Here is a 21,175-nt window from a genome sequence, read left to right as displayed (position 1 = left end):
AACGAGTCCCGGTGCTGGCTCGTTGCGCGGCCGGACTCGTTGCCTCGTCCACTACGGTTTGTTTGCGAGATGGCCGGCGAAAACCGGCCCTCTCACTGAATCAAAATCGATCAGTCGTCGATGCTTTTGACAACCTTGTCGATCAAACCATAACTGCAAGCTTCATCGGCTGACATGAAGCGGTCACGGTCGGTGTCCTCTTCGATCTTTTCGAGCGAGTGACCGGTGTGTTCGATCATGATCTCGTTCATGCGTTGCTTGATTCGGCGCAACTCAGCGACGTGGATTTCCACTTCACGCGCGGTGCCTTGCATGCCAGCGAGTGGCTGGTGAATCATGATCCGAGCGTTCGGCAATGCGAATCGCTTGCCCTTGGCACCGGCGGTCAACAGGACCGCGCCCATCGAGGCGGCTTGGCCAATGCAGTACGTCGCGACGTCACACGAAACGAATTGCATCGTGTCATAGATCGCCATTCCCGCCGTGATGCTGCCACCAGGCGAGTTGATGTACATGTGGATGTCCTTCTTGGGATCGTCCGCTTGCAAAAACAGCATTTGAGCGACGAGCGCGTTGCTGATTTGGTCGTCGACTTGTTGCCCCAGAAAAATGATCCGGTCCTTCAGCAACCGGCTGTAAATGTCGTACGTGCGTTCTTCGCGGCCGTTGCTTTCGACCACGTAAGGGATGACGGGCATGATGATGTCCTAGTTGTTTTGGTTCGTTGAGAAGAGGAGGTCCGAAGTCTGAGAGGAATCAGTCTTCGTCGTTTTCGCTCACGGGAGTTCCCAGCAAGATGTCGTCAACGAGCCCGTACTCTTTGGCTTGTTGGGCGTCCAAGAAGAAATCGCGATCGGTGTCCTTGGCAATTTGCTCGACCGATTTGCCACAGTGGCCGGAAATGATTTCGTTCAATTTGTCGCGGTAACGGAACATTTCAGCGGCTTGAATTTCGATGTCGCTGACTTGACCCGAAACGCCACCGAGTGGTTGGTGCATCATCACGCGGCTGTTGGGCAAGCAGAATCGTTTTCCCTTGGCACCACCGACCAGCAACACGGCTGCTCCGCTGCAGGCTTCGCCGACGCAATACGTGGCGACGGGGCACGACAGCATTTGCATCGTGTCGTAAATCGCCAAAGTCGCGGTCACACTGCCGCCGGGCGAATTGATGTACAGGTGGATGTCTTTGCGACGATTTTCGCTCTGAAGGTACAACAACTTCATCACGATTTCGTTGGCGTTGGCGTAGTGAATCTCGCCTTGCATGAAAACGATTCGGTTTTCAAGCAACAAATCGCCCAGCGTCATCTGACGCTGACGCTGGTAACTCTGATAGGAAGCCGCATTTGCGAGACGATGATCCGAAGCCATGGCGTGTTGCGCGTTTAGGTTCTGATCATGCAGGGACGGAAACGGGGAACCAAACGGATCGGACATTCGTGGTAGCCTTTGGCGTGGAATACAGGGTTGCCGTCATGAACAAAAGGCCCAATCGGGGCAAGAAGGTTCAGTGTTCGCGATTGAACACCAGGTGACAAGACGGGTTGACCCACGAAGGTGTTCTCCGAAGCCGTTGCGATGCATGCTAAACTACGCATTTTAACTTTCGGGCCCTTTCGACTCCCTCCGCGGTGCCCTTTCGGCGGCACCGCTCCCGCCCCATTCCCCTCACCCCCGATCCCACCATGCGTTTGCGAACCACCGCTCCCCATCCGCCTCATTTGACTCGTTCCACACTCCTTCCTTTGACCGCTTGGATTCTGGGCGGACTGACGTGCGTCGCGATCCTTCCCGCCGCGACAGCCCAAGACGCGTCTGCCCCCAATTCGGCCGCTCCAGACGCCTCCGAAGCCGATCCCGACCTCCTAGCGCCCTACCGCGAAGCGGCCACCAAGCGATGGGACAAGGAAATCCAGAAATATGAGACTCTGGATGCAGAAACCACCGATCCAGCTGACGGGATCCTGTTGATTGGCAGCAGCAGCATCCGTCGCTGGGACTCTGCGGCAGAAGATCTGGCCCCGTTTCGAGTCATCCCACGTGGTTATGGCGGAGCGAAGTTCTCCGATTTGGCAGTGTTCGCCGAGCGACTGATCACGCCGCATGATTTTCGCGCTGTGGTGGTTTTCGTCGCCAATGACATCTCGGGGCGTGATAACGATGCCGACCCCGCCGAGGTCGAGAAATTGGTTCGCCACGTCGTCGCGGTCGCTCGCGAGCACCGTCCCGATGCCCCCGTGCTGCTGGTCGAAATCACTCCGACCCGTTCACGCTACGACGCGTGGCCCCAAATCCGCGAACTCAACGCCAGATTGCGAGAGATTTGCTTCACCGAACCCAATGTGCACTTCGTTTCCACAGCGGAAACGTTCATGACGCACGACAACCAACCGCGAGAAAACCTGTTCGTGGGCGATCAATTGCACCTCAACGAAGAGGGCTATGTCATCTGGGGCGACCTCATTCGCAATCGCCTGATCGAGGTCCTGCGCGAACAGACCCACGATTGAATCGTCCCGTCCCTGACCGGCCGGTTGATTCACTCGAGTTCACAACCCGACGCGTGAGCGAGGGACGCCCCCAACTCCCACGACGGCCCCATCCGGGGCGATACCCAGACGCCCGCCACCATTTATTTTTCGAACGTCCCAAGGGAGGGTGATAATAAACGCTTGGCAACACGGTACTTAAAAACTGCACGACTTCGAAGTTGGGAGGGGTCGGAGAACGAGCGTTCAGCGAGATTTTCGGGGGAGCGGCATCACGCGCCGCTGCCCGTGCTCTCGCGTACGCCTGAACGGCGTCGCTCGAAATCTACCCCCGCAACGTGAATCGCTGCACGCGGTGGTTGTTGCTATCCAACACGTGCACGCGACGCTTGGAATCAACGACCAATCCCCAGGGCTGATAAAGTTGTCCCGGATCGTGACCGGGTGCGCCCCACGATGAGATCGGCTCGCCTTCGGGGGTCATCCGCTGGATCCGTTGATTGCCGTATTCGCAAACCAAAACGGTCCCATCCGAGTCCACGGCGATGCCGTAGGGATAGTAAAACTGGCCGGGTTGTTTGCCCTCGTGCCCCCAAGCCCCGATCCACTCTGGCTGGGTGGTGGAGATGTCGTAACGCTGAACTCGATGATTGCAGGAGTCGGCGATCCACAGCGTGCTGCCATCGACGACCAAGCTTTGCGGCCGCACAAAATGTTGGACTTCGCGTCCTGTCCCACCCCATTGAGCCATGAATGTGCCATCGGGATCAAATCGCTGAATCCGATCCGAGGCACCGTATTCGCCGATGTAGCGGCAGCCGTCGCCATCGACCGCGATGTCCGTCACAAACGCGAATTCACCCGGGCCGTCTCCCGATGTGCCGCCGATCAAATCGTCGGGCAAAAACTCGCCGTCCGGAGTGAACGCCAACATGCGGTAGTAATGCGTGTCGGCGACCAACAAGCGTTCTCGAGCGCCGTCAAAGACCATCCCAGTGGGACGGCCGTTGGCGGTTTCAGGTGTCTTCCAAGTTCGCAAATGTTGACCATCGGCGTCAAAAACTTGGATCCGGCCGGTCGTGTCGACGATGTAAAGCTGGTCGTCTGGGTCGATCGCCATCGCTCGTGGCTTCAAGAACCGCCCATCAGACATCCCACGCCGGCCCCAAACCAACTCGGGTGTCCCGCCCATGGCAGAGGCCACACAGCCGTTCAGTCCCGTCAGCCCCAGCAGACCGCTTGCTCCCGCCAGCATTCGCTGACATGCCTGTCGACGATCGATCCGTTTGGATTCAGCGGGATCGTTTCGTGATGGAGGGTGCATGCGGGCTTCCTGGGGGAGCGTGACACCTGCCATCTTGCATGCAGGCTGCCATCGATGAGCTCGAATCGCTAGCATAGGGAGTCTCGCTAGCGTTTGGTTCTGAATTGATTTTGACTCCTCCTCATCCCGCTGGTCACCCTGCACGGGGCCAATCGACAACTGTTCCCGTGCGTCGAACGTCGCTTGCCCTGGGCAGTGGACACCACGGGAAGCGAGCGTCGTGCCACTCACCGTTTTCGAGACCAACCTAGTTTAGCGGCCATCCCGGTCGGATGGATCGTCCACGTTTCACAGAGCCCATGATATACGACCTGCAAACGACCGATGACCCGCGTGACATAGTTCATCGCAGCGTGCAAGCGCTGGTCGAAGGCCAGGTCATTGGGGTCCCCAGCGAAACCGTCTATGGGCTGGTCGCCAGTTCGCTGTGTCCTGCCGCCGTCCGCCGATTGGCGCAGTGGACCGCGACCTGCCGAGGTTGGCACACCCACTCAGATGCCTCCGGTGCGGACCCGACTGACTTTGTGGCGCCCACGGCCGACGCCGGTTCGATTGCGCTGTGCGTCCGCAGCAGCGAGGCGGCCGGTGACTTCCTGATGCCAATGACGATGCTAGCTCGACGAATGTCGGAACGCTGCTTTCCCGGGCCGCTGACGCTGATTGCGGACTGTGATGATTCGGTTTCAGCGATGAGCTGCTTGCCTGAAACGGTCGCGGAAACCCTGCGAGCGGGCGCCGGACAAAGGTCGTCCTCCACGGGTGGGCCAGTCGCATTCCGAGTCTCCGAGCATCGCTTGCTCAGCCACATTCATCGTTATCTGTCCGCCCCCTTGGTGTGGGGAGAAATCGGTTTGCCGGACGCTTCACCGCCCACCACCGCGGAAAAACTGCAGGCGGCACTGACCGCAGGAACGGGCGAATCCTTGCCACTGCTGCTCGATGACGGCATCAGTCGCTATGGTGATGAAGGAACGGTGGTCCGCGTGTCGGGCAATCACTGGCACGTCCAGCGAACAGGAGTGATCCAACAAGCTGCCATGAATCAATTTGTCAAACCAGTCATCGCACTCGTGTGCACCGGTAACACCTGCCGCAGCCCCATGGCGGAAACACTGCTCCGGGAAGCCTTGCGGCGCAAATTCGGCCGGGAAGATGTCGCGCGCGTCGTCTCCGCTGGCGTCGCAGCAGGGCACGGCAGCGGGGCTGCCCCTCAAGCCGTCGAGGTCATGGGTCGGCGTGGTTTGGACCTGACCGGTCACGCCAGCCAACCGCTCGAAGAATCGTTGATGTCGATGGCGGACTTGGTTCTGACCATGACCCGTCGCCACCGAGATGCGATCGTGGCGGCCTGGCCCGACCGTGCCGAACGAGTGTCCACGCTTCGGCGAGACGGGGGCGATGTCAGCGATCCCGTCGGAATGTCCGTCGAGGTGTATGAACAATGTGCAGATCAGATCGTAAGCGAACTGGAAGGCTGGCTCAGTGACCTGCCTCCCGATTTTTTCCCGTCCGATGGCCCCGACGGAGGCCCAGATGACGAACCAAGGCAGCCGCATGCAGGTTCGGAGTAAGGAATGACACTCAAAGTAGGCCTGGCCAGCGACCATCGCGGCGTGCATATCAAGGCACGTCTCCTGCAAACGCTTCTTCGCGAAGGGTTTGAGGTCTGCGACGAGGGCACCGATTCCACCGACCCCGTCGACTACCCCGACTTCGCCATCCGCGTTGCCGAGCAGATTCGTGACGGCAAACTGGATCGCGGGATCCTGATCTGCGGCACCGGAATTGGCATGGCAATCGTCGCGAATAAATTTCACGGCGTTCGTGCCGCTTCGTGCTACGACGAAGTCATCGTGGAAATGTCGCGGCGACACAACGACGTCAACGTGCTGTGCTTGCCCGGTGACTTGATCGGGGAACGCCCCATCGACGAATTGGTCCTGATGTGGCTTCGCACCGACTTCGAATGTGGACGCCACTCCCAACGCGTCGACAAGATCACTGCGATCGATGGCAGTGCCTCGCCCGACAACAATCCTGGCGTCTGATTCGTGTCCGCGAAGAAAGCCTCTGGCTCCTCCCCCAAAGCCGCGAAAACCACGCGCGCGATCGCACTCGACGCGCCGCCTCTGAACTCGTGGAATGAACTGATTGGGCACGACAGCTTGGTCGCGGGCTTGAGCACTGCGATCCGACTGGGACGCTTGGGCGGAAGCCTGTTGTTTGTCGGCCCCAGCGGTGTCGGCAAAACTTCCGCGTCGATTTTGCTGGCCCAAACACTGCTCTGTGAACGCAGCACGGCACGTGACATGGCGCCTTGTTGCGAATGCCCCTCCTGCATTCAAGTCCGAGCGGGCACGCATCCGGATTTCATCCAAGTCCGCAAACCAGACGACAAAACGCTGATCCCGTTGGAACTCTTGATCGGCCCCGTCGACGCGCGTTTGCAAGAAGGATTTTGCCACGACGTGCACCTGAGACCGATGCAGGCTCAACGCAAAGTCGCGATTCTGCACGACGCGGACTTCCTCAACGAAGAAGGCGCCAACTGCCTGCTGAAGACGCTGGAAGAACCGCCGGCCAACGCGTTGATCATCTTGATCGGAAGCAGCGAACAACGCCAGCTTCCAACCATTCGTTCGCGATGCCAAATCCTTCGCTTCCAAACACCCGTCGGTGAGGCCGGCCGAAACCTGCTGCGAAAACAACTCGATCACTATCAATCGCAACACGAAGACGAACCCCTGCCTCCCATTTCCGACGATGCCCTGGACGCCGCGATTGAACTCTCGGCCGGCGACATGCACGTCGCCGCACGACTGGCCCGCGGGGGCGGCGAACAAATTCGCGAAGCCCTTTGGAATCAACTCGCCGCTCCCGTGCCCGACCCAACGGCCATTGCTCGCTTGATCAATGGGCACCTCGATTCGATCAGCAAAGACGTGCCCAAACGACGAGCGGCACTTCGCGATGTGTTTTCAATCGCCGTCCAACACTACCGCCGGCAACTGCGATCCGATGCCAACGCGGGGGAATACGACCCTGCCACCCACCGGCGACTTGACCGCACGTTGCGAACGTTTCGAGAAATCGACCGCAGCGCCAACCTCGGCACGCTGGTCGACTGCTACGCCGCGGACTTGACCCTGGCCACCACCGGAGACCGAGGCGCCATCGGCTAGGCAGCCCTTCGTCGTAGGCCAGGTTATCACCTGGCACCCAACCAATGCTTTGGAACAAAGCGAGTCGTCCAACCACTCCGGCAAGACTCCCAGACGTCCGACCAGCCCCGCCAGGCAGGGACGGACCTACACCCGCCGCGCTACAGCTTGCCGATTCAATCGTCAACGAGGTTCTAGCGCATGCAGGATTGGCACTCTTGCCCGTCCAAGCCGCGTTCGCATCGGCCCCCCCGCTGAACGCGTCACGACTTCGATGCGAGTCAGCCACCGAGACCGCAAAGCTCACCAACTTTTGCTGTCCTGCGGGCATGCCAACCGTTAGGCTAGAAGCACCGCCTTCTCTTCGCCGTCTTCTCGGGGTGTCACGATGTCCGCTTGGAAAAAGCTTCTCGCCAGCGTGTTGCTGCTCGCCTGGATTGCCTTCATTGGATCCCCCAGCTCACTGGCCCAAGACAACAGTGGACCGCTCGTCCCCGGAGGCTTCGGCCCCGATGTCGCTCTTCCCTCAGGTGCCAATCCAGACCCAGGCGCAGCCGGTGGTCAATCTCTGGCTGATTTCAGCCAATTGATGCAACTGATTCAAACCACGGTCGAACCCGAATCCTGGGAAGCACTTGGCGGCGTCGGAACGATGGCGCCGTACCCCGCTGGCATCGTGGTCACTCCCGATGGACTGCTTCGCGAAGTCGAAAACAACGCCAAACCGGATCCCCAATCCGCCCAATGGAAGAAGCACGCAACCGCATTGATGTTGGACGCGGCAAACTTTCGCGACGATGTCTCAACGCTGGTTCCGGAACACTGGACATCGCCCGCCAAGATCCGATGTGTGTCCGTACGAAGATGGATGCAAGCACTGGCTGCCGAGAACCTGAATTCATCCTCTGCTTCGGAGCGGAACTCGAACAACGATGCACTGGGACATGCCGGTGGATTGTCCAAGATTTCGCTGGTCCTGCTGACCGATGACGACATTGTCTTGGCCGGCACCGTCGGCGGATTCGAGCAAGTCGACGGTTGGCAAGTCGATCGACGCTCGGGGCTTCCACCCATGAACCTGACTTCGCTCGCCGTTGGATTGTCGGCAGCGCTTCACCAACAACCGTTTGGTTGCACGATCGATCCCACACCAGCCGGCCTGAAGAAAGCGACCGCTCTCGGTCGGTCCATCGTTTCCGGCGACGTCCCCATGGGACTGGCCGCGGAGTCGTTGGCCGAAGCCCTGGGACGGCAAGACATCCACGTCTTCGGAACCTCCGCGGATCATGAAATCGCTTGGCTGCTGATCGAAGCCGACCGCCACATGAAACGTTTGGCACTCGGCGAGGAAGACATGCCCGACGGAGTCCGCAACTACTTGCAAACGATTCAAGCCACCGCGGGCAACTCACCGCCGGCCGACCTGTTGCTTCGATTGTGGTTCACCGGGCAAGCCTTGGAAGTCCAACATGAGCGAGCCGATTCCGCCCACCTGTGGCAGTTGTCGGGCACGCCATTGCGACTCAGTGGCGAGAATGAATTGGCGTTGCTGACCGGCCGACGCGGCAACGTGGTCTTGGATCCATCCACGGAAGCCTTTGTGGATCACTTCAACCAACAGTGGTCAACGATCCGAACTCGTTACCCGCTCTACGGCGCTCTCGAGTCGGTCTACCAAGCCACCGCCTTGGGACAACTCTGGGCACAAAGCAGCCAGCGAAATTCGACAACGGTGTCGCCTCAAAACGACCACGCGACCTTGCAACGAGCGCTGCTGCATTTCGCCTCCCGACGATCCTCCCAACTGGCAACGCCAACGCAAGTGGACTCGATCGCAGTCCTGCATCGATATCGGCACCGCAACAAAATGCATCAACTGATTTTGGCCAGCGGCGGCGTCAGCGTCGAACCTTCGGACTTGCTGCCGACTCAAATGCTGCCCCGACCAAGTTTGGCCAACTACGGTGAACTCGTCGACGCACGCCCCAGCGATCGCTGGTGGTGGAACGCGGAGTGATTGACCGAACCAGTGCCCAACCAGTCGTGTCCCAATTTCCATCGGCTCACGCCGATGGCTACAGCCTGCCACCACTTCGTGGCTAAACACGCGCACCAGTCCCAACGGGACGACAGGTTGTCGCCACGGGTGCGAACCCGTGGATCCGAAAACAACACACAAGAAAACAAAAGCCCTGAAGGGGCGACAGGTGGTTGGAAACGGCATGCGACCTGCCGTCCCTTCAGGACTGGATGATTCTGTCGCCGCCCGATTTCCATCGGCTCACGCCGATGGCTACATCCTGTCACCACTTCGTGGCTGAAACGCCCACACCAGTCCCAACGGGACGACAGGTGGTTGGAAACGGCATGCGACCTGCCGTCCCTTCAGGACTGGATGATTCTGTCGCCGCCCGATTTCCATCGGCTGGCGCCGATGGCTACATCCTGTCACCACTTCGTGGCTAAGACTCCCACACCAGTTTCCATCGGCTGACGCCGATGGCTACAGCCTGCCGCCACTTCGTGGCTGAAACGCCCGCACCAGTCCCAACGGGACGACAGGTTGTCGCCACGGGTGTGAACCCGTGGACAGTGAAACAACGCACCAGAAAACAAAAGCCCTGAAGGGGCGACAGGTGTTGGAAACGGCATGCGACCTGCCGTCCCTTCAGGACTGGATGATTCCGTCGCGGCCCAATTTCCATCGGCTCACGCCGATGGCTACAGCCTGTCGCCACTTCGTGGCTAAGACTCCCACACCAGTTTCCATCGGCTGGCGCCGGTGGCTACATCCTGCCGCCACTTCGTGGCTGAAACACCCGCACCAGTCCCAACGGGACGGCAGGTTGTCGCCACGGGTGTGAACCCGTGGACCGGAAAACAACACACCAGAAACAAAAGCCCTGAAGGGGCGACAGGTGGTTGGAAACGGCATGCGACCTGCCGTCCCTTCAGGACTGGATGATTCCATCGCGGTCCGATTTCCATCGGCTGACGCCGATGGCTACATCCTGTCACCACTTCGTGGCTAAGACTCCCACACCAGTTTCCATCGGCTGGCGCCGGTGGCTCCATCATGCCGCCACTTCGTGGCTGAAACGCCCGCATCAGTCCCAACGGGACGGCAGGTTGTCGCCACGGGTGTGAACCCGTGGACCGGAAAACAACACACCAGAAACAAAAGCCCTGAAGGGCAACGCCGTGAACGATTTTGAGGCCGCGATTTGTGGTGTTTTGCTGAACTGCCCTTGAAGTGTAAAAGCCGGATCCCCCTACCAACCAACTGAAACACTTCAGTCAGAAAGGAATCCGGCTGTGTCAAAGAAACTCGATTCTCACGAATCAAGCAAGGCCAAAGAACATGCTCGACAAAGGAAATCCAACCGAGCTAAGCGCAAGGTCAAGATCGAATCTCAGCGAGAGCGTTATCGGAAAGCCCAGACGCGCAACGCCAAAGAGTTCCGCAGTGCGATCGATTGGGTGCTGGGTGACGAGCAGGCAGTGCCGACGCAGGCCCACGGCAACACTGGCTGGAAGACAATGACTCTGATGATCCAAGCCTTGCTGTGGATCTTCTCTGACAAGGACAAGCTCAAGGATGCTTTTGATTCAGGCACCCGGCAATGCAAAAAGGTCCACGGGAGGATCGCATTTTCAAGTTACTCTGGACTGATCAAGGCGCTGGTTCGATGGACTCCCTGGTTGTCCGAGGTTTTGCTTACTCGGATTCACAAGCAAATCGAGGCAACCGCCGGCAAGCTTTGGAGGACGACTGGTTGGGTCGTCATGGCTGTCGATGGTTCTCGAAACACAACGCCGCGAACACTGAGTAACGAAAAAGCGTTTTGCGCTCCCAATCATGGTCACGGGACAACGGCTCGGTATCGAAAAAAGAAGACCAAAGGAATGCGCCGTCAGGCCATCGAGAAGAATCCACCGGCACCGCCAGTACCCCAGATTTGGATCACAAAGATTTGGCACGTTGCCACGCAACTGACTTGGTGCTGGAAACTTGGGCCTAGCAATGCGTCCGAACGAGCACACGTGCAAGAGATGCTAGAAAACGGCGAATTCCCGGGGAAAACGTTGTTTACCGGTGACGCGGGATTCGTTGGCTACGAATTTTGGAAGAGCATCATCGATGGGGGACACCACTTTCTCGTTCGCGTCGGCGCGAACGTCAACTTGCTGCATAGCCTCGGCTACGATGTCGAGCCTGGCGAAGACAACCTTGTTTACTGCTGGCCCAAGGACAAACGCCGTGAGGGCATGCGTCCCCTGAAGCTTCGCATGATTCAGATCCAACTCGGCCGCAAAGAGGCAGTTCTCTTAACGAGCGTTTTGGATGAGAAGAAGCTCACGGACGAGCAAGCACTGGTAATTTACAAGAGCCGCTGGGGAATCGAATTGGAATTTCGCAACCTAAAGCAAACGTATGGACGACGACAACTTCGCTGCCGCCAGAGCGTCCGGGCGTTGGTGGAGTTGCATTGGTCGATCCTCAGTATTCTGATCGTCAAGCTGTATGCCTTGAAAGTACACCTCGCGAAGAAACGTCGCCGGGGTGATCCGGTCGCGATGCCTGGTCGAATCAGCTTCGCAGGGGTGGTGCGTTCTTTCCAACGCATTCTTGAGAACCTCAACGAGACCGATCTCGAGGAACCGAGCTTATCGGAGATGCTGAGGGATGCGCTGATCGATGATTACGAACGCAAGTCGAGCAAGGAGGCGAGGTATAAACCGAACAAGAAAGACAAGCCTCGTTGCGGTCTCCCCAACGTCACTCGCGCCACGAAAGAAGATCGCGATCGACTTCAAAAACTGGGGTTTTGTACCGTCGCCTAAATCGTTCACGGCGTTGCCTGAAGGGGCGACAGGTGGTTGCAAACGACATGCGACCTGCCGTCCCTTCAGGACTGGATGATTCTGTCGCCGCCCGATTTCCATCGGCTGGCGCCGATGGCTACATCCTGTCACCACTTCGTGGCTAAGACTCCCACACCAGTCCCAACGGGACGAAATTCGCCGACACTTCGTGGCTGTTTTTAAGAGATCACTAAACCACTTCGCGATACAGCGCTCGCGTGGAGTCTTCGTCGAGCTCGATTGGGTTGAAGGTCCCGGTCCATTGCTTCAAGGCATCTTCGACAAACAAACCGATGTCCGATGTTGGGATCGAAAGATCATCCAGCGTTGTCGCGAGGTCCGCTGCCCGCATCCACTCCTCAATCAGCTCCGCCAATCGCGTCGGCGCTTCGGAAACCTCGCTACAAGGTTCCAGCTCTCTCAGCAACTCGGCGTACCAATCCGCGTGAACGGTTCCGTTGAACCGAACCACCGCGGGCAACATCAGACCAACCGCCTGCCCGTGCACGACATCATGCCGGGCAGTCAAAGGATTGGCCGTGGCGTGCGCCGCGCCCAACATCGATGTTTCGATCGCCATGCCAGCCAGGCACGCCCCCAACTGCATCGCCGAGCGAGCTTCCAAGTCATCAGGAACTTGCAACACGCGAACAAAGGACCGGGCCAACAATCCAAAGGCACGTCGACTGTATGTTGTCGACATCACGTTTCGTTTTTTGCTGACATAGGTTTCGACCGCATGCGAAATCGCATCGATGCCGGTCAGCGCCGTCACCCCGCGTGGCTGCGTCAACGTGAACGTTGGATCCAACAACGCGATCCGGCACGCGGCCTTGGGATCGCCGCAAGCCATCTTCACGTGCGTTTCCGCATCGCTGATCAGCGCAAAGCTCTGGGCTTCGCTGCCGGTTCCCGCCGTGGTGGGAATCGCAATCATCGGCAACATCTCCGCCGTCGCTTTTCCGACCCCGTGGTAGTCGTGGATGCGACCACCGCAGCTGTAAACGAAGTTGATGCCTTTGGAGCAGTCCATGCTGCTACCGCCCCCCAGCCCAATCAGCAGGTCAGGCTGGAAATCCGCGGCCACGCTCACGCCCGCATCGACCATCTCAGACGTCGGATTTTCGGCGAAGTCATGAAAGGACTGCACCTCCCAGTCGCTCTCGCGGAGCAAACCGGTGATGCGATCGAAATGCCCCGCGGCAACGATTCCCGGATCGCAAACGACCAAGACTCGAGGACGCCCTGAACTCAGCACCCCGCCGAGCGAACGAGCCAGCCCATTGATCTGATTCGAAACGTTCGGCCCAAACACGATTCGCGTTCGTGGATGAAGATCAAACGGTTGCATGCGGGTGTCCTAAAAAAGGGCGGCAATCGAGGTGGGAGATCAGGCAGGAAGGACCATCAGTTGAACGCATCCGTCGCTCATGCCAAACCCCATTGACGGCGCAGGAACCACTCGACTGACAAAGCCCCGGCAAACAATAGGAAAATGAGCCAACCGCTCAGCGGTCCGTCACCCAATCGAAACTTTTCGATCACCGTTCGGGTGGACTCCGTCCGGCGTGACTGGATCAATTCGACCAAATCGTCCATCTGGTCCGGATCAAACACCTGCCCGCCTGCCCCCGATGTGGCCGAAGCCATCTGGCGAAGCAATGCATGATCCGTCGCCGACGCCGTCAGTTCTCGCGTGTCGTCGAGCACTTGAAATGCAACCTCAGCCGGCTCGATCGTCTCCCCGGATTCGGATGAAGCACCTTGCCCGCCCGCAGCCACACGCAAGCGGTGAAACCCGGCCGGCATCGGTGGCAACTGCCCCGTCAAGGAAACCGAAGACTCACCCGTCGAGGTGGTGCTCGACATCGGCACGACGATTGTGTCCCCCGAAGCCAGATTCACCTCCGCTTGCAGCGATGCACCATTGGGCAGCGACGAAAGATCGCCTTGCATCGTTGCGGTGAACGAAGGCGCCTCCGTTACCACAAACCGCCGCGGTGACAACTCCAACTGAATCGCTTGCTGGGAAGAATCCTCTCGGGCCAGCGACCAAAGGATCAACTGACGCCAGAACCGCCGATGAAAATCACCCAGCCCTGCACGTCGCCACGTCCAAGTGGAATCAAACGCCAGCGCGGCGACTCGGCCGCGACCATATTCACCGACGACCATCATCGGTTCGTCACTGGCGGTTTGCAACAAAACTTGAACCCCCGGAGCCACTCGAACCCCAGGCCATCGATTGGCTCCCGGCATCGGTGGCAGACTTGACCAACTGATCGGGCTGCCCTGGTGGCTCGCTTGGATCGATGTGATCGGATGCGGATCGGCAGGTTGCAAACTCACCGATTGCCGCGTGGGGTCCGCACCACTCGTCAATCGATCCGATGCACTCAGCGGCCCCGGCGTTTGTCGTTGCCGATCATCCAATTGCACCGGCAGAACGCTTGCGAGCGGTGTCGTCGCGTAACCGCCTCGTGAATACGTGTGCTCGCCACCGAGCATGATCAACGCGGTGCCTTCCCCAACCGAGTCCGCTAATTCTTGCAGTTGCTCATTGCCGAGTGCCGCGGAATGCAGGTCGCCAAGGATCACCACGTCGTAACGACCACGGCTGAAATCATCCGCTAGATCGATCGGCCAGGCACCGACGGTGTCGCGTGGGATCCATCGATACGTCAGTTCCAAATCGAGGAATCGACCCAGTGCCCAGCGAAGATCTTTTTGCTCCAGTCGCGGTGTCCCTTCAACGTACAACACACGCCCGCCACCTTCGCGAACGTCGACGAACGCAACCTGTGAATTGTTGTCCGTGATCGTCTCGCCCGATCGAGTCTCGACGCTGGCCACCAATCGATATTGGCCTGGCTTGGGAGCCAGCACGGGCACTTCGATCGCAATGGTTTGCTCCATCGAATCGGGCGTGACCGTGCGAGTCGCGGCAATCGCGGTTTGACCCGCCGAATCGATCCACTGCAGTGAAACTTTGGCGGGCGACTGCACGATGCCACGCGTGCGAACATCAAACGACACACTGGATTCATTGCCAGTGAACATGCGAAACGTCTCGGGCAAAGATTCAATGGCCAAATCAATCTGACGCGACGCCTCCGCGGGAGGCCCCAACGGGATCGTCCAAATGGGGACGCCCATCGCTCCGACCAAGCGGGCTTCTCGACGTGGATCTGGTTGCGACGATTCGTCGCCTTCCGTTCGATGGGTGACTTGCGTCCCATCGCTCAAGACAGCGACTCCCGTCAGCGGGCTGTTTCGTCCTCGGTTCATGGCCATCAACAACGGCGATGACAAATCGGTCTCTTTGCCGGAATGCTCGACCGTGCCAACACGGCTTGCCAACGTCTCCAGTTCGCTTGTTCCACTCTCACCGATCACGTTGGCTGAAGTATCAAACCCCATCACAACAACTTGCAATGCTTGATCGGAATCCGACAGACCTCCCGCCAGTCGTTCCAGCGCCCGACGTTGCTGGTCCCAGCGGCTCTCCGATCCATCGGATGGCAAACTCATGCTGGCCGACGTATCGATGGCGATGGCCAGTGTCGCTGCTGCGGGACGATTGTCTGATCGAACGAGTGCCGGTCGAAGCAACACCAACGCCAGGGCGACGGATGCCAAGCCACGCAGCAACAACAGACTCTGCCTGCGACGCCCGCTCACTCCCGGAGGCAGGATCGTGAACAGCATCGCCACGATCAAACCCACCAACAGCAACGCAATTGGCAGCGAATCATAAATCGGGTCCAGGCTCCAACTCACGTGGCCGCTCCCGATGTGCGGTAAAAGCGATTGCTCAGCAACTGCTCGGCGAGAAACACGATCACGGCCAGCAACATCATCGGTCCGTGCAACGACACCGGAGGCGAACCTCCCACTCGACCTTGGATTGACAATCGATCCCCAGAATCCGATGGCATCCACTGTTCGACCCCGAATCGCAGGTCCATCTCCGACGCGGTGACTCGTTCGTCTTGCGACCAAACGGGATCCAAGTTCGTTGAGTAACCGCCCCAGTAATCGGGACCTCGCAAGAACGTGATTCCGACTTCGTTGGTTTCAGGGAACACGCCGCCACGTTCGACCACATCCACTTCGCTGACGGCGGGTTCACCGCCAAACGCACTTTCCACTGCCAGCGGTGAGTACAACCGAACCGTTGGTTCCGTCATTGCAACCGTGGTGCTCTCCGCCGGACTGGAAGCACGCTGAATCCGATTCGCAGCATCCGTTTCAGGGACCACGGCGGTTGCCCCCACCAAGACCGTCGTCGCTTGGTCGGATACTCCGGTCGCCCACTGCATCAGTCCACGCCAGATCACAAACGCAGGCCAAGCGTCAGCGGCCGTGAACATCTGGTTCCACGATCGCGTCTTCTTCGACAACGCCGGCAAGGGCGTGGTGAGCACCGCGACGCGACCTGATTTCACACTTGATTCATCCGACTCAATCGTGCGAGCCAGGATGGCAGGGTGCTGAGTCCCGGCGTAGCGGACCACCGTCTGCCAACCGGCATCCACATTGGGTTCGGTTTGCCAGTAGCGATTGACAGGGAAGGAACTCCACGGCGGCTGATCATCGAGCAAGGTCAGCGGTCGCAAGATCGGGTGCGAAGGCAGACGCTCTTCCCAAAACTCCCCTGGCGCCGGCACTCGCCACGAGCGCACCAAAGGCGGCAACAACCGATCCACCTCGTCCGTTTGATTGTTCGGCCGCGCAACACCCAAGACCTCCGTTGACGGCCCCATCATTATGACCACGCCTCCACCGCGACGAGCCAACTCCATCAACTGGTCGACGGTGTTCTTGGTCAGCCCATTGCCCGAAACGACCGATTGCGATGCCGCGTCGATTTGGATCGGCGGGTCGATCATCGCCACCGCATCAATCAGCTGCCAATCAACCGCCGACAAATCCGAGTAGGCCACCCCGGCAACACGAAATCCTGCCCCGTCATCATCCGGTGCTTTGGGTGCTGTCAAAGCGAGTCCAAGCTCGTTGCGTTCATCCGCGTTCTCACCCACCAACAGCACTCGCGGCGGAACGGGAATGTTGAGTGTCAAAAAGCGTCGATCATCCCACTCAAACGCATCGTCTCCCACCAGCTCAACCACCGCGTGATGAGTCCCCAAGTCCAAGGGTGGCAACGTCAGAACCAACTCCACATTGGCTCCCGCAACAACCGTTGCCGAAGCTCGGTCCACCCCGCGCAGTCTCGGCAGCACCAACTCACCGTCACGAATCACAGGCAACGATGGATCGCGTTCATACAAACTCAACTGCACCGTCACATTGAGTGATTGGCCTTCGCTCGCTGAGGATTCCATCCCAACAGAGACCGAAATGGGGATCGAGACCCCCGGTGCCGGAGCCGCATCGATCAACTTCGGTGGCGACAAAAAGCGATTGATCAAAGCCCCTTCCGAAGCACCTGCACTGCCATCATCACTGGCAGCGACTTGCAACATTGAGATTGCAACGTCTTCCAATTGCATCGCGGGTGTTTGCGCAGAGGGCTTCCACGACGCCGCGTTCCAGTCCGACACCACCACCAATTGCTTGCCCGGCAAATCGCTGGACCGCAACAACTCGACCGCCGCGTCCATGCGTTCTTGCACCGGCAGTGGATTGGCCAGCGGTTTCATTTGCGACAAACGCAACCTCGCCGAGGCGGCATCCAGCGCAAACCCGATCGGTGTCGCGGAGCGGTCCAACACCGCCAAACGACTTCCCTCTGGCAAACGTTCGATCACTGTCGCCGCTTCGCGAATCGCTTGGTCCAGCCGACTGGAATTCGTTCCATCCGAACTGGCAACCGATCGCATCGCCGAGGGCCCATTGTCGATCAACAACGCCATCGCGACGGGTTGCTCATTGCCTTCGGACAGCTCACCCGATGTCGCCCACGTTCGTGTGCCCAGAAACAACGATGCAAGCAATGCGACCAAGCCGGCCACCGCCACGCCAATGGCCAACGACCGCCCCATTCCACGAGCAACCGCAAGGCTGGCCAAAACTAAAAAACCGACTCCGGTCAGCCCCATCAGACCGACCGTCCACCACGTCGATGACAATGCCGAATCGATGTGCGGCCGAGCCAATGCAACCGCCAACGCGATGACTGCCAACACACGAAGCGCCAGCAACCACCACCGACGGATTCGCAACCGACTTCGCTGGGAACTCAGCTTGGGTCGCAAAAACCGAACCCCAGGAAACACAACGCGCTGCGGTTCACGACGAGCCAGCAGGTGCAATGCAATCGGCACCACCGCCGCCAGTGTCCCCAGAATCAACGTTGCGTTAAAAAACGTCACTTGCGATCCGTCAATTCAAGAATCCATTCGGCCAACGCGTCCAGTGTACCCGCCTCGATGGTGTGCGGTCCCTGGAACGCTCGGAAGTCCCACTCCTCGGCTTCCTCATGCAACGTGTCCGCCAACGTCGCGGCACTGGAAAACGGCAAGATTTGATCCAGCGTTCCGTGCGACTGCAGCACTCGCGTCGCTTTCAAACGGCCGCCTCCGGACTTCGACGCTGCCTCGCGCCACTTCGGCCCACACACCAATGTACCGGAGAATTGCACCAAAACATTCGGGGGAGGGATGTCGCCGGTCAACGCCGCGTTCATGCTCACCATCGCGCCCTGGGAAAATCCGCCCAAGACATACGGCCGAGACGACTTCGCCGTGCCTGGCTGCTCGTTGGATCCGGCCGGCGGATCCGCGGGCATGCTGCTCAAAACCGCCTGAATCGTCGACACCAATTGGTCGCTGGCAGACTCGATCCCCGGAGGCGTTTGATCGTGCAGTTGGTCAAACTGGGAAGTCTGCAAAAGCTGCTGAAGCGATGCCATGTTCAGTGGCCACCACGCTCGACCGCCCGGCATGCCCTGGTCCGCCAAGTCACCGGGTGCGACGGGATACACAAACCGAACCGCTTTGGCGGCATCACCCAGCTTGCTGACCAGGTAGTCCGTCAACCCGACCAAGTCATCGCCAGGGGCTCCGTAACCATGACAGAGAATGACAGGCAACCAAGGCTCATCCGAGCCGTCGACCACGGTGCACGCGAGCTCACCGAATTCAGACGCGTGAAAAGATTGTTTGGGAGTGTTCATGCCTCCCAAGATAGTGCGTGGGCGGTGGTTGAGTCAGCCCAGACCCGATCGAGCCATTGCCCCAATTGTTCCCCCGAGTCCTCGCGGAATGACTGTCTCGAATCACTCCTCGATCAACTCGCAACCAAGAACAATTGGGACAATGGCTCGACGCCGCCCCCCTCTCCGTCATCGGGCTTGTTTGATCCAACTCATGAGCCGGACGTCGGCATCCCGAGCTGACGCATCTTGCGATACAAGTTGGATCGATGCAGCCCCAATTTGCCGGCCGCTTCGGTCATGTTGCCGCCGCACGACGCAATCAAACGCTCGATGTGCTGAACCTGAAACACCCGCGTGGCCGAGTTCAAATTGCCGTCCACATCACCCATCATCGGTGCGACCGTCGCTGGACGAGATGCCGAGGGGGACATCATCAAATCATCCGCTCGAACCACATCGGTCGTGGTCAGATAACAAATTCGCTCGACCGTATTGCGCAGTTCCCGCACATTGCCTGGCCAATCATGCGACAGCATCGCATCACGAGCACAGGGAGCAAACGTCGGCACCGCTCGGCCAATTTGCCGGCAAAAATCAACCAAGAAATGCTCGGCCAACTCCATCACATCTTCGCCCCGCCGCGACAACGGTGGCAATGTCAGCGAGACAACATTCAACCGGAAGAACAAATCTTCGCGGAAGCGTTTCGTGGTGATCAGCTCTTGCAGCGGTTGGTTGGTCGCCGCGATCACGCGAACATCCACCGGAATCGGACGCGACCCACCGACGCGGACCACGACCTTCTCTTCCAGAACCCGCAGCAACTTGGCTTGCCCGCCAGCGCTCATGTCGCCGACTTCATCCAGGAACAACGTGCCTCCGTTGGCCAGTTCAAACTTGCCCACACGAGTGTCCGAGGCGTCGGTGAACGCCCCTTTCTCGTGCCCAAACAGTTCGCTTTCCAGCAACGTTTCGACCAAAGCCGCGCAGTTGACGGCGACGAACGGCCCGTTGCGACGCTCGCTCTGATAGTGAATGTTTTGGGCCAGCACTTCTTTGCCCGTTCCGTTGCTGCCCAGCACCAGAACGCTGAGATCGGTGGGCGCCACCTTGGTGGCGTTCCGGCGGATCTCTTGAATGGAATGGTGGTTGCCAATCAGCGGCTTGGACAGGGCAGCTTGCTCGACCAACCGGTCACGCGTTTCCGTCAGATTCGTTCGCGTTCGATAGGAATCAATCGCAATCGAAGCGTGCATCGCCAATTCGGTCAACGTCCGAACGTCCGCTGCATCAAAGCTCTCGTTGCGGTGATCTCCGGGGCGAGCGTTGATGCCCTCAAACACGCCAATGACTTGGTTGCGCGCGTTGACCATCGGGACGGCCAGCAACGACCGTGTCGTGAAATTCTGGGCCTGATCGATTCGTCGGTTGACGCGGCCTTCGTCGGTCCCACCGGCGGACCACCATCGGGGGTTGCCGCTGTGCAAGGCTTCGCCAACGATCCCCGCGTTGTCTTCGACTTCCAAAACACCGCCTTCGATTCCAATCGCCGGTCGCCCGATCAGCTTCTTGGTGCGTTTGTCCCACAGAAAGATCGTGGCTCGTTCGCAGTTCAGCACTTCGCAAGCGCAGTCGGCCATGGAAGCCAACAATTTCTCGTCGCTGTCCAGCTGCTGCCACACAGCCGCGTGCTGCAACATTTTTGAGGTTTGCCACAGCCGGCGAGCGTCATTTTGATGATTGCGTTGCAACCACAAAAAACGGCCCAAAGCAGTGGCCAACATTGCCAGGGTGCTGGCATCCGCCGGGCGGCCGTCCACCGACAACACAATCGCATCGCTGCCGACGCCGGGCAAAATCTCTTGGCTCGACGGATCTGCGGATCCGCCCGATTCAGCCGCGGCCGAATCGGTCGTGTCACAGCCCGGAGCAACCTGAACTCCCACCGCCGCGAAGCCCTCGGCCGTGACGGTTTGATCGTCGGCCACCGCTTGGCTGGCCAAAGATTCCGCCTCGCTCCAGCGGTCACCCGTCCAATACGTGGGCTGCCAGCGATCTTGGATTTGGCTGACGATCCCGCCTCGCAAAGTCGCCCGATTCCCAACCAGCCCCAGCAGAACGGGCATGAACGATGACATCGCACGGGTGTGCGTCATCGAGCCCTCCGAAGTGACCGGGGAAGCGAGTGGGGGCGAAGCCGTGTGCGACCGTT

At 59.2% G+C, this 21,175-nt stretch carries 14 protein-coding genes and 2 pseudogenes; 8 read left to right on the top strand and 8 right to left on the bottom strand.

Annotated features, from left to right (window positions below; genetic code table 11):
* Positions 1 to 110: 110 nt before the first annotated feature.
* The gene (gene clpP, locus UH5x_RS18500) at positions 111 to 698 is read right to left on the bottom strand and encodes an ATP-dependent Clp endopeptidase proteolytic subunit ClpP (RefSeq protein WP_007339633.1); all 588 of its coding nucleotides are present in this window, start codon (positions 696 to 698) and stop codon (positions 111 to 113) included.
* 58 nt (positions 699 to 756) lie between these two features.
* The gene (locus UH5x_RS18495; RefSeq protein ID WP_047812687.1) at positions 757 to 1,374 is read right to left on the bottom strand and encodes a ClpP family protease; all 618 of its coding nucleotides are present in this window, start codon (positions 1,372 to 1,374) and stop codon (positions 757 to 759) included.
* Positions 1,375 to 1,688: 314 nt separating this feature from the next.
* Here UH5x_RS18495 and UH5x_RS18490 point away from each other — a divergent pair, with 314 nt between their 5' ends.
* Positions 1,689 to 2,513 carry a GDSL-type esterase/lipase family protein gene (locus tag UH5x_RS18490; RefSeq protein WP_482633287.1) on the top strand — a complete coding sequence of 275 codons (825 nt, stop codon included), beginning with the start codon at positions 1,689 to 1,691 and terminating at the stop codon, positions 2,511 to 2,513.
* 304 nt (positions 2,514 to 2,817) lie between these two features.
* Here UH5x_RS18490 and UH5x_RS18485 read toward each other — a convergent pair whose 3' ends face one another.
* A complete protein-coding gene (locus UH5x_RS18485; RefSeq protein WP_482633286.1) occupies positions 2,818 to 3,816 on the bottom strand; it encodes an NHL repeat-containing protein in 999 nt (332 codons plus the stop codon).
* A 299-nt stretch (positions 3,817 to 4,115) separates the two neighbouring features.
* On the opposite strand from UH5x_RS18485, the gene UH5x_RS18480 reads away from it, so the two are divergent.
* From UH5x_RS18480 to UH5x_RS18450, 7 genes and pseudogenes are all read left to right on the top strand, one after another.
* Positions 4,116 to 5,387: an arsenate reductase/protein-tyrosine-phosphatase family protein gene (locus UH5x_RS18480; RefSeq protein WP_482633285.1), complete on the top strand. Its 1,272-nt coding sequence runs from the start codon at positions 4,116 to 4,118 to the stop codon at positions 5,385 to 5,387.
* Between the two features lie 3 nt (positions 5,388 to 5,390).
* Positions 5,391 to 5,864: a ribose 5-phosphate isomerase B gene (gene rpiB, locus UH5x_RS18475; RefSeq protein WP_047816669.1), complete on the top strand. Its 474-nt coding sequence runs from the start codon at positions 5,391 to 5,393 to the stop codon at positions 5,862 to 5,864.
* 3 nt (positions 5,865 to 5,867) lie between these two features.
* Positions 5,868 to 6,998, top strand: coding sequence for a DNA polymerase III subunit (locus UH5x_RS18470; protein WP_047816668.1), 1,131 nt, complete (start codon positions 5,868 to 5,870; stop codon positions 6,996 to 6,998).
* 44 nt (positions 6,999 to 7,042) lie between these two features.
* Positions 7,043 to 7,090 (top strand): annotated as a pseudogene (locus UH5x_RS18465) (hypothetical protein); the annotation flags it as partial.
* Positions 7,069 to 7,320 (top strand): annotated as a pseudogene (locus UH5x_RS18460) (hypothetical protein); the annotation flags it as partial. The pseudogenes UH5x_RS18465 and UH5x_RS18460, both read left to right, overlap by 22 nt.
* Positions 7,321 to 7,365: 45 nt before the next feature.
* Positions 7,366 to 8,994 (top strand): DUF1598 domain-containing protein, encoded by a 1,629-nt coding sequence (locus UH5x_RS18455; RefSeq protein WP_482633284.1) that lies wholly within the window; start codon positions 7,366 to 7,368, stop codon positions 8,992 to 8,994.
* Positions 8,995 to 10,292: 1,298 nt separating this feature from the next.
* The gene (locus UH5x_RS18450) at positions 10,293 to 11,822 is read left to right on the top strand and encodes a transposase (protein WP_482632748.1); all 1,530 of its coding nucleotides are present in this window, start codon (positions 10,293 to 10,295) and stop codon (positions 11,820 to 11,822) included.
* Between the two features lie 211 nt (positions 11,823 to 12,033).
* On the opposite strand, the gene UH5x_RS18445 is transcribed toward UH5x_RS18450, so the two are convergent.
* The 5 genes from UH5x_RS18445 to UH5x_RS18425 all read right to left on the bottom strand — a co-directional run bounded on the left by UH5x_RS18445 (position 12,034) and on the right by UH5x_RS18425 (position 21,119).
* Complete coding sequence (locus tag UH5x_RS18445) at positions 12,034 to 13,194, bottom strand: iron-containing alcohol dehydrogenase (protein WP_047816666.1); 1,161 nt, start codon at positions 13,192 to 13,194, stop codon at positions 12,034 to 12,036.
* Positions 13,195 to 13,271: 77 nt separating this feature from the next.
* A complete protein-coding gene (locus tag UH5x_RS18440) occupies positions 13,272 to 15,623 on the bottom strand; it encodes a glutamine amidotransferase (protein ID WP_482633283.1) in 2,352 nt (783 codons plus the stop codon).
* Positions 15,620 to 18,178 (bottom strand): BatA domain-containing protein, encoded by a 2,559-nt coding sequence (locus UH5x_RS18435; RefSeq protein WP_482633282.1) that lies wholly within the window; start codon positions 18,176 to 18,178, stop codon positions 15,620 to 15,622. Before UH5x_RS18435 ends, UH5x_RS18440 begins: the two co-directional genes overlap by 4 nt.
* Positions 18,175 to 18,981, bottom strand: a complete 807-nt coding sequence (locus UH5x_RS18430; protein ID WP_482633281.1) for an alpha/beta hydrolase — start codon at positions 18,979 to 18,981, stop codon at positions 18,175 to 18,177. Before UH5x_RS18430 ends, UH5x_RS18435 begins: the two co-directional genes overlap by 4 nt.
* Before the next feature lie 191 nt (positions 18,982 to 19,172).
* Complete coding sequence (locus UH5x_RS18425; protein ID WP_482633280.1) at positions 19,173 to 21,119, bottom strand: sigma-54-dependent Fis family transcriptional regulator; 1,947 nt, start codon at positions 21,117 to 21,119, stop codon at positions 19,173 to 19,175.
* Between the last annotated feature and the right edge of the window lie 56 nt (positions 21,120 to 21,175).

The organism is Rhodopirellula sp. UH5, from assembly GCF_056839225.1.
This window is presented reverse-complemented; position numbering and strand designations above follow the sequence as displayed.

Bases quoted from the DNA above. Each gene is read 5' to 3' on its own strand.
- clpP (WP_007339633.1), bottom strand. From the start codon at position 698: ATGCCCGTCATCCCTTACGTGGTCGAAAGCAACGGCCGCGAAGAACGC.
- UH5x_RS18495 (WP_047812687.1), bottom strand. From the start codon at position 1,374: ATGGCTTCGGATCATCGTCTCGCAAATGCGGCTTCCTATCAGAGTTAC.
- UH5x_RS18490 (WP_482633287.1), top strand. From the start codon at position 1,689: ATGCGTTTGCGAACCACCGCTCCCCATCCGCCTCATTTGACTCGTTCC.
- UH5x_RS18485 (WP_482633286.1), bottom strand. From the start codon at position 3,816: ATGCACCCTCCATCACGAAACGATCCCGCTGAATCCAAACGGATCGAT.
- UH5x_RS18480 (WP_482633285.1), top strand. From the start codon at position 4,116: ATGATATACGACCTGCAAACGACCGATGACCCGCGTGACATAGTTCAT.
- rpiB (WP_047816669.1), top strand. From the start codon at position 5,391: ATGACACTCAAAGTAGGCCTGGCCAGCGACCATCGCGGCGTGCATATC.
- UH5x_RS18455 (WP_482633284.1), top strand. From the start codon at position 7,366: ATGTCCGCTTGGAAAAAGCTTCTCGCCAGCGTGTTGCTGCTCGCCTGG.
- UH5x_RS18445 (WP_047816666.1), bottom strand. From the start codon at position 13,194: ATGCAACCGTTTGATCTTCATCCACGAACGCGAATCGTGTTTGGGCCG.
- UH5x_RS18430 (WP_482633281.1), bottom strand. From the start codon at position 18,981: ATGAACACTCCCAAACAATCTTTTCACGCGTCTGAATTCGGTGAGCTC.
- UH5x_RS18425 (WP_482633280.1), bottom strand. From the start codon at position 21,119: ATGACGCACACCCGTGCGATGTCATCGTTCATGCCCGTTCTGCTGGGG.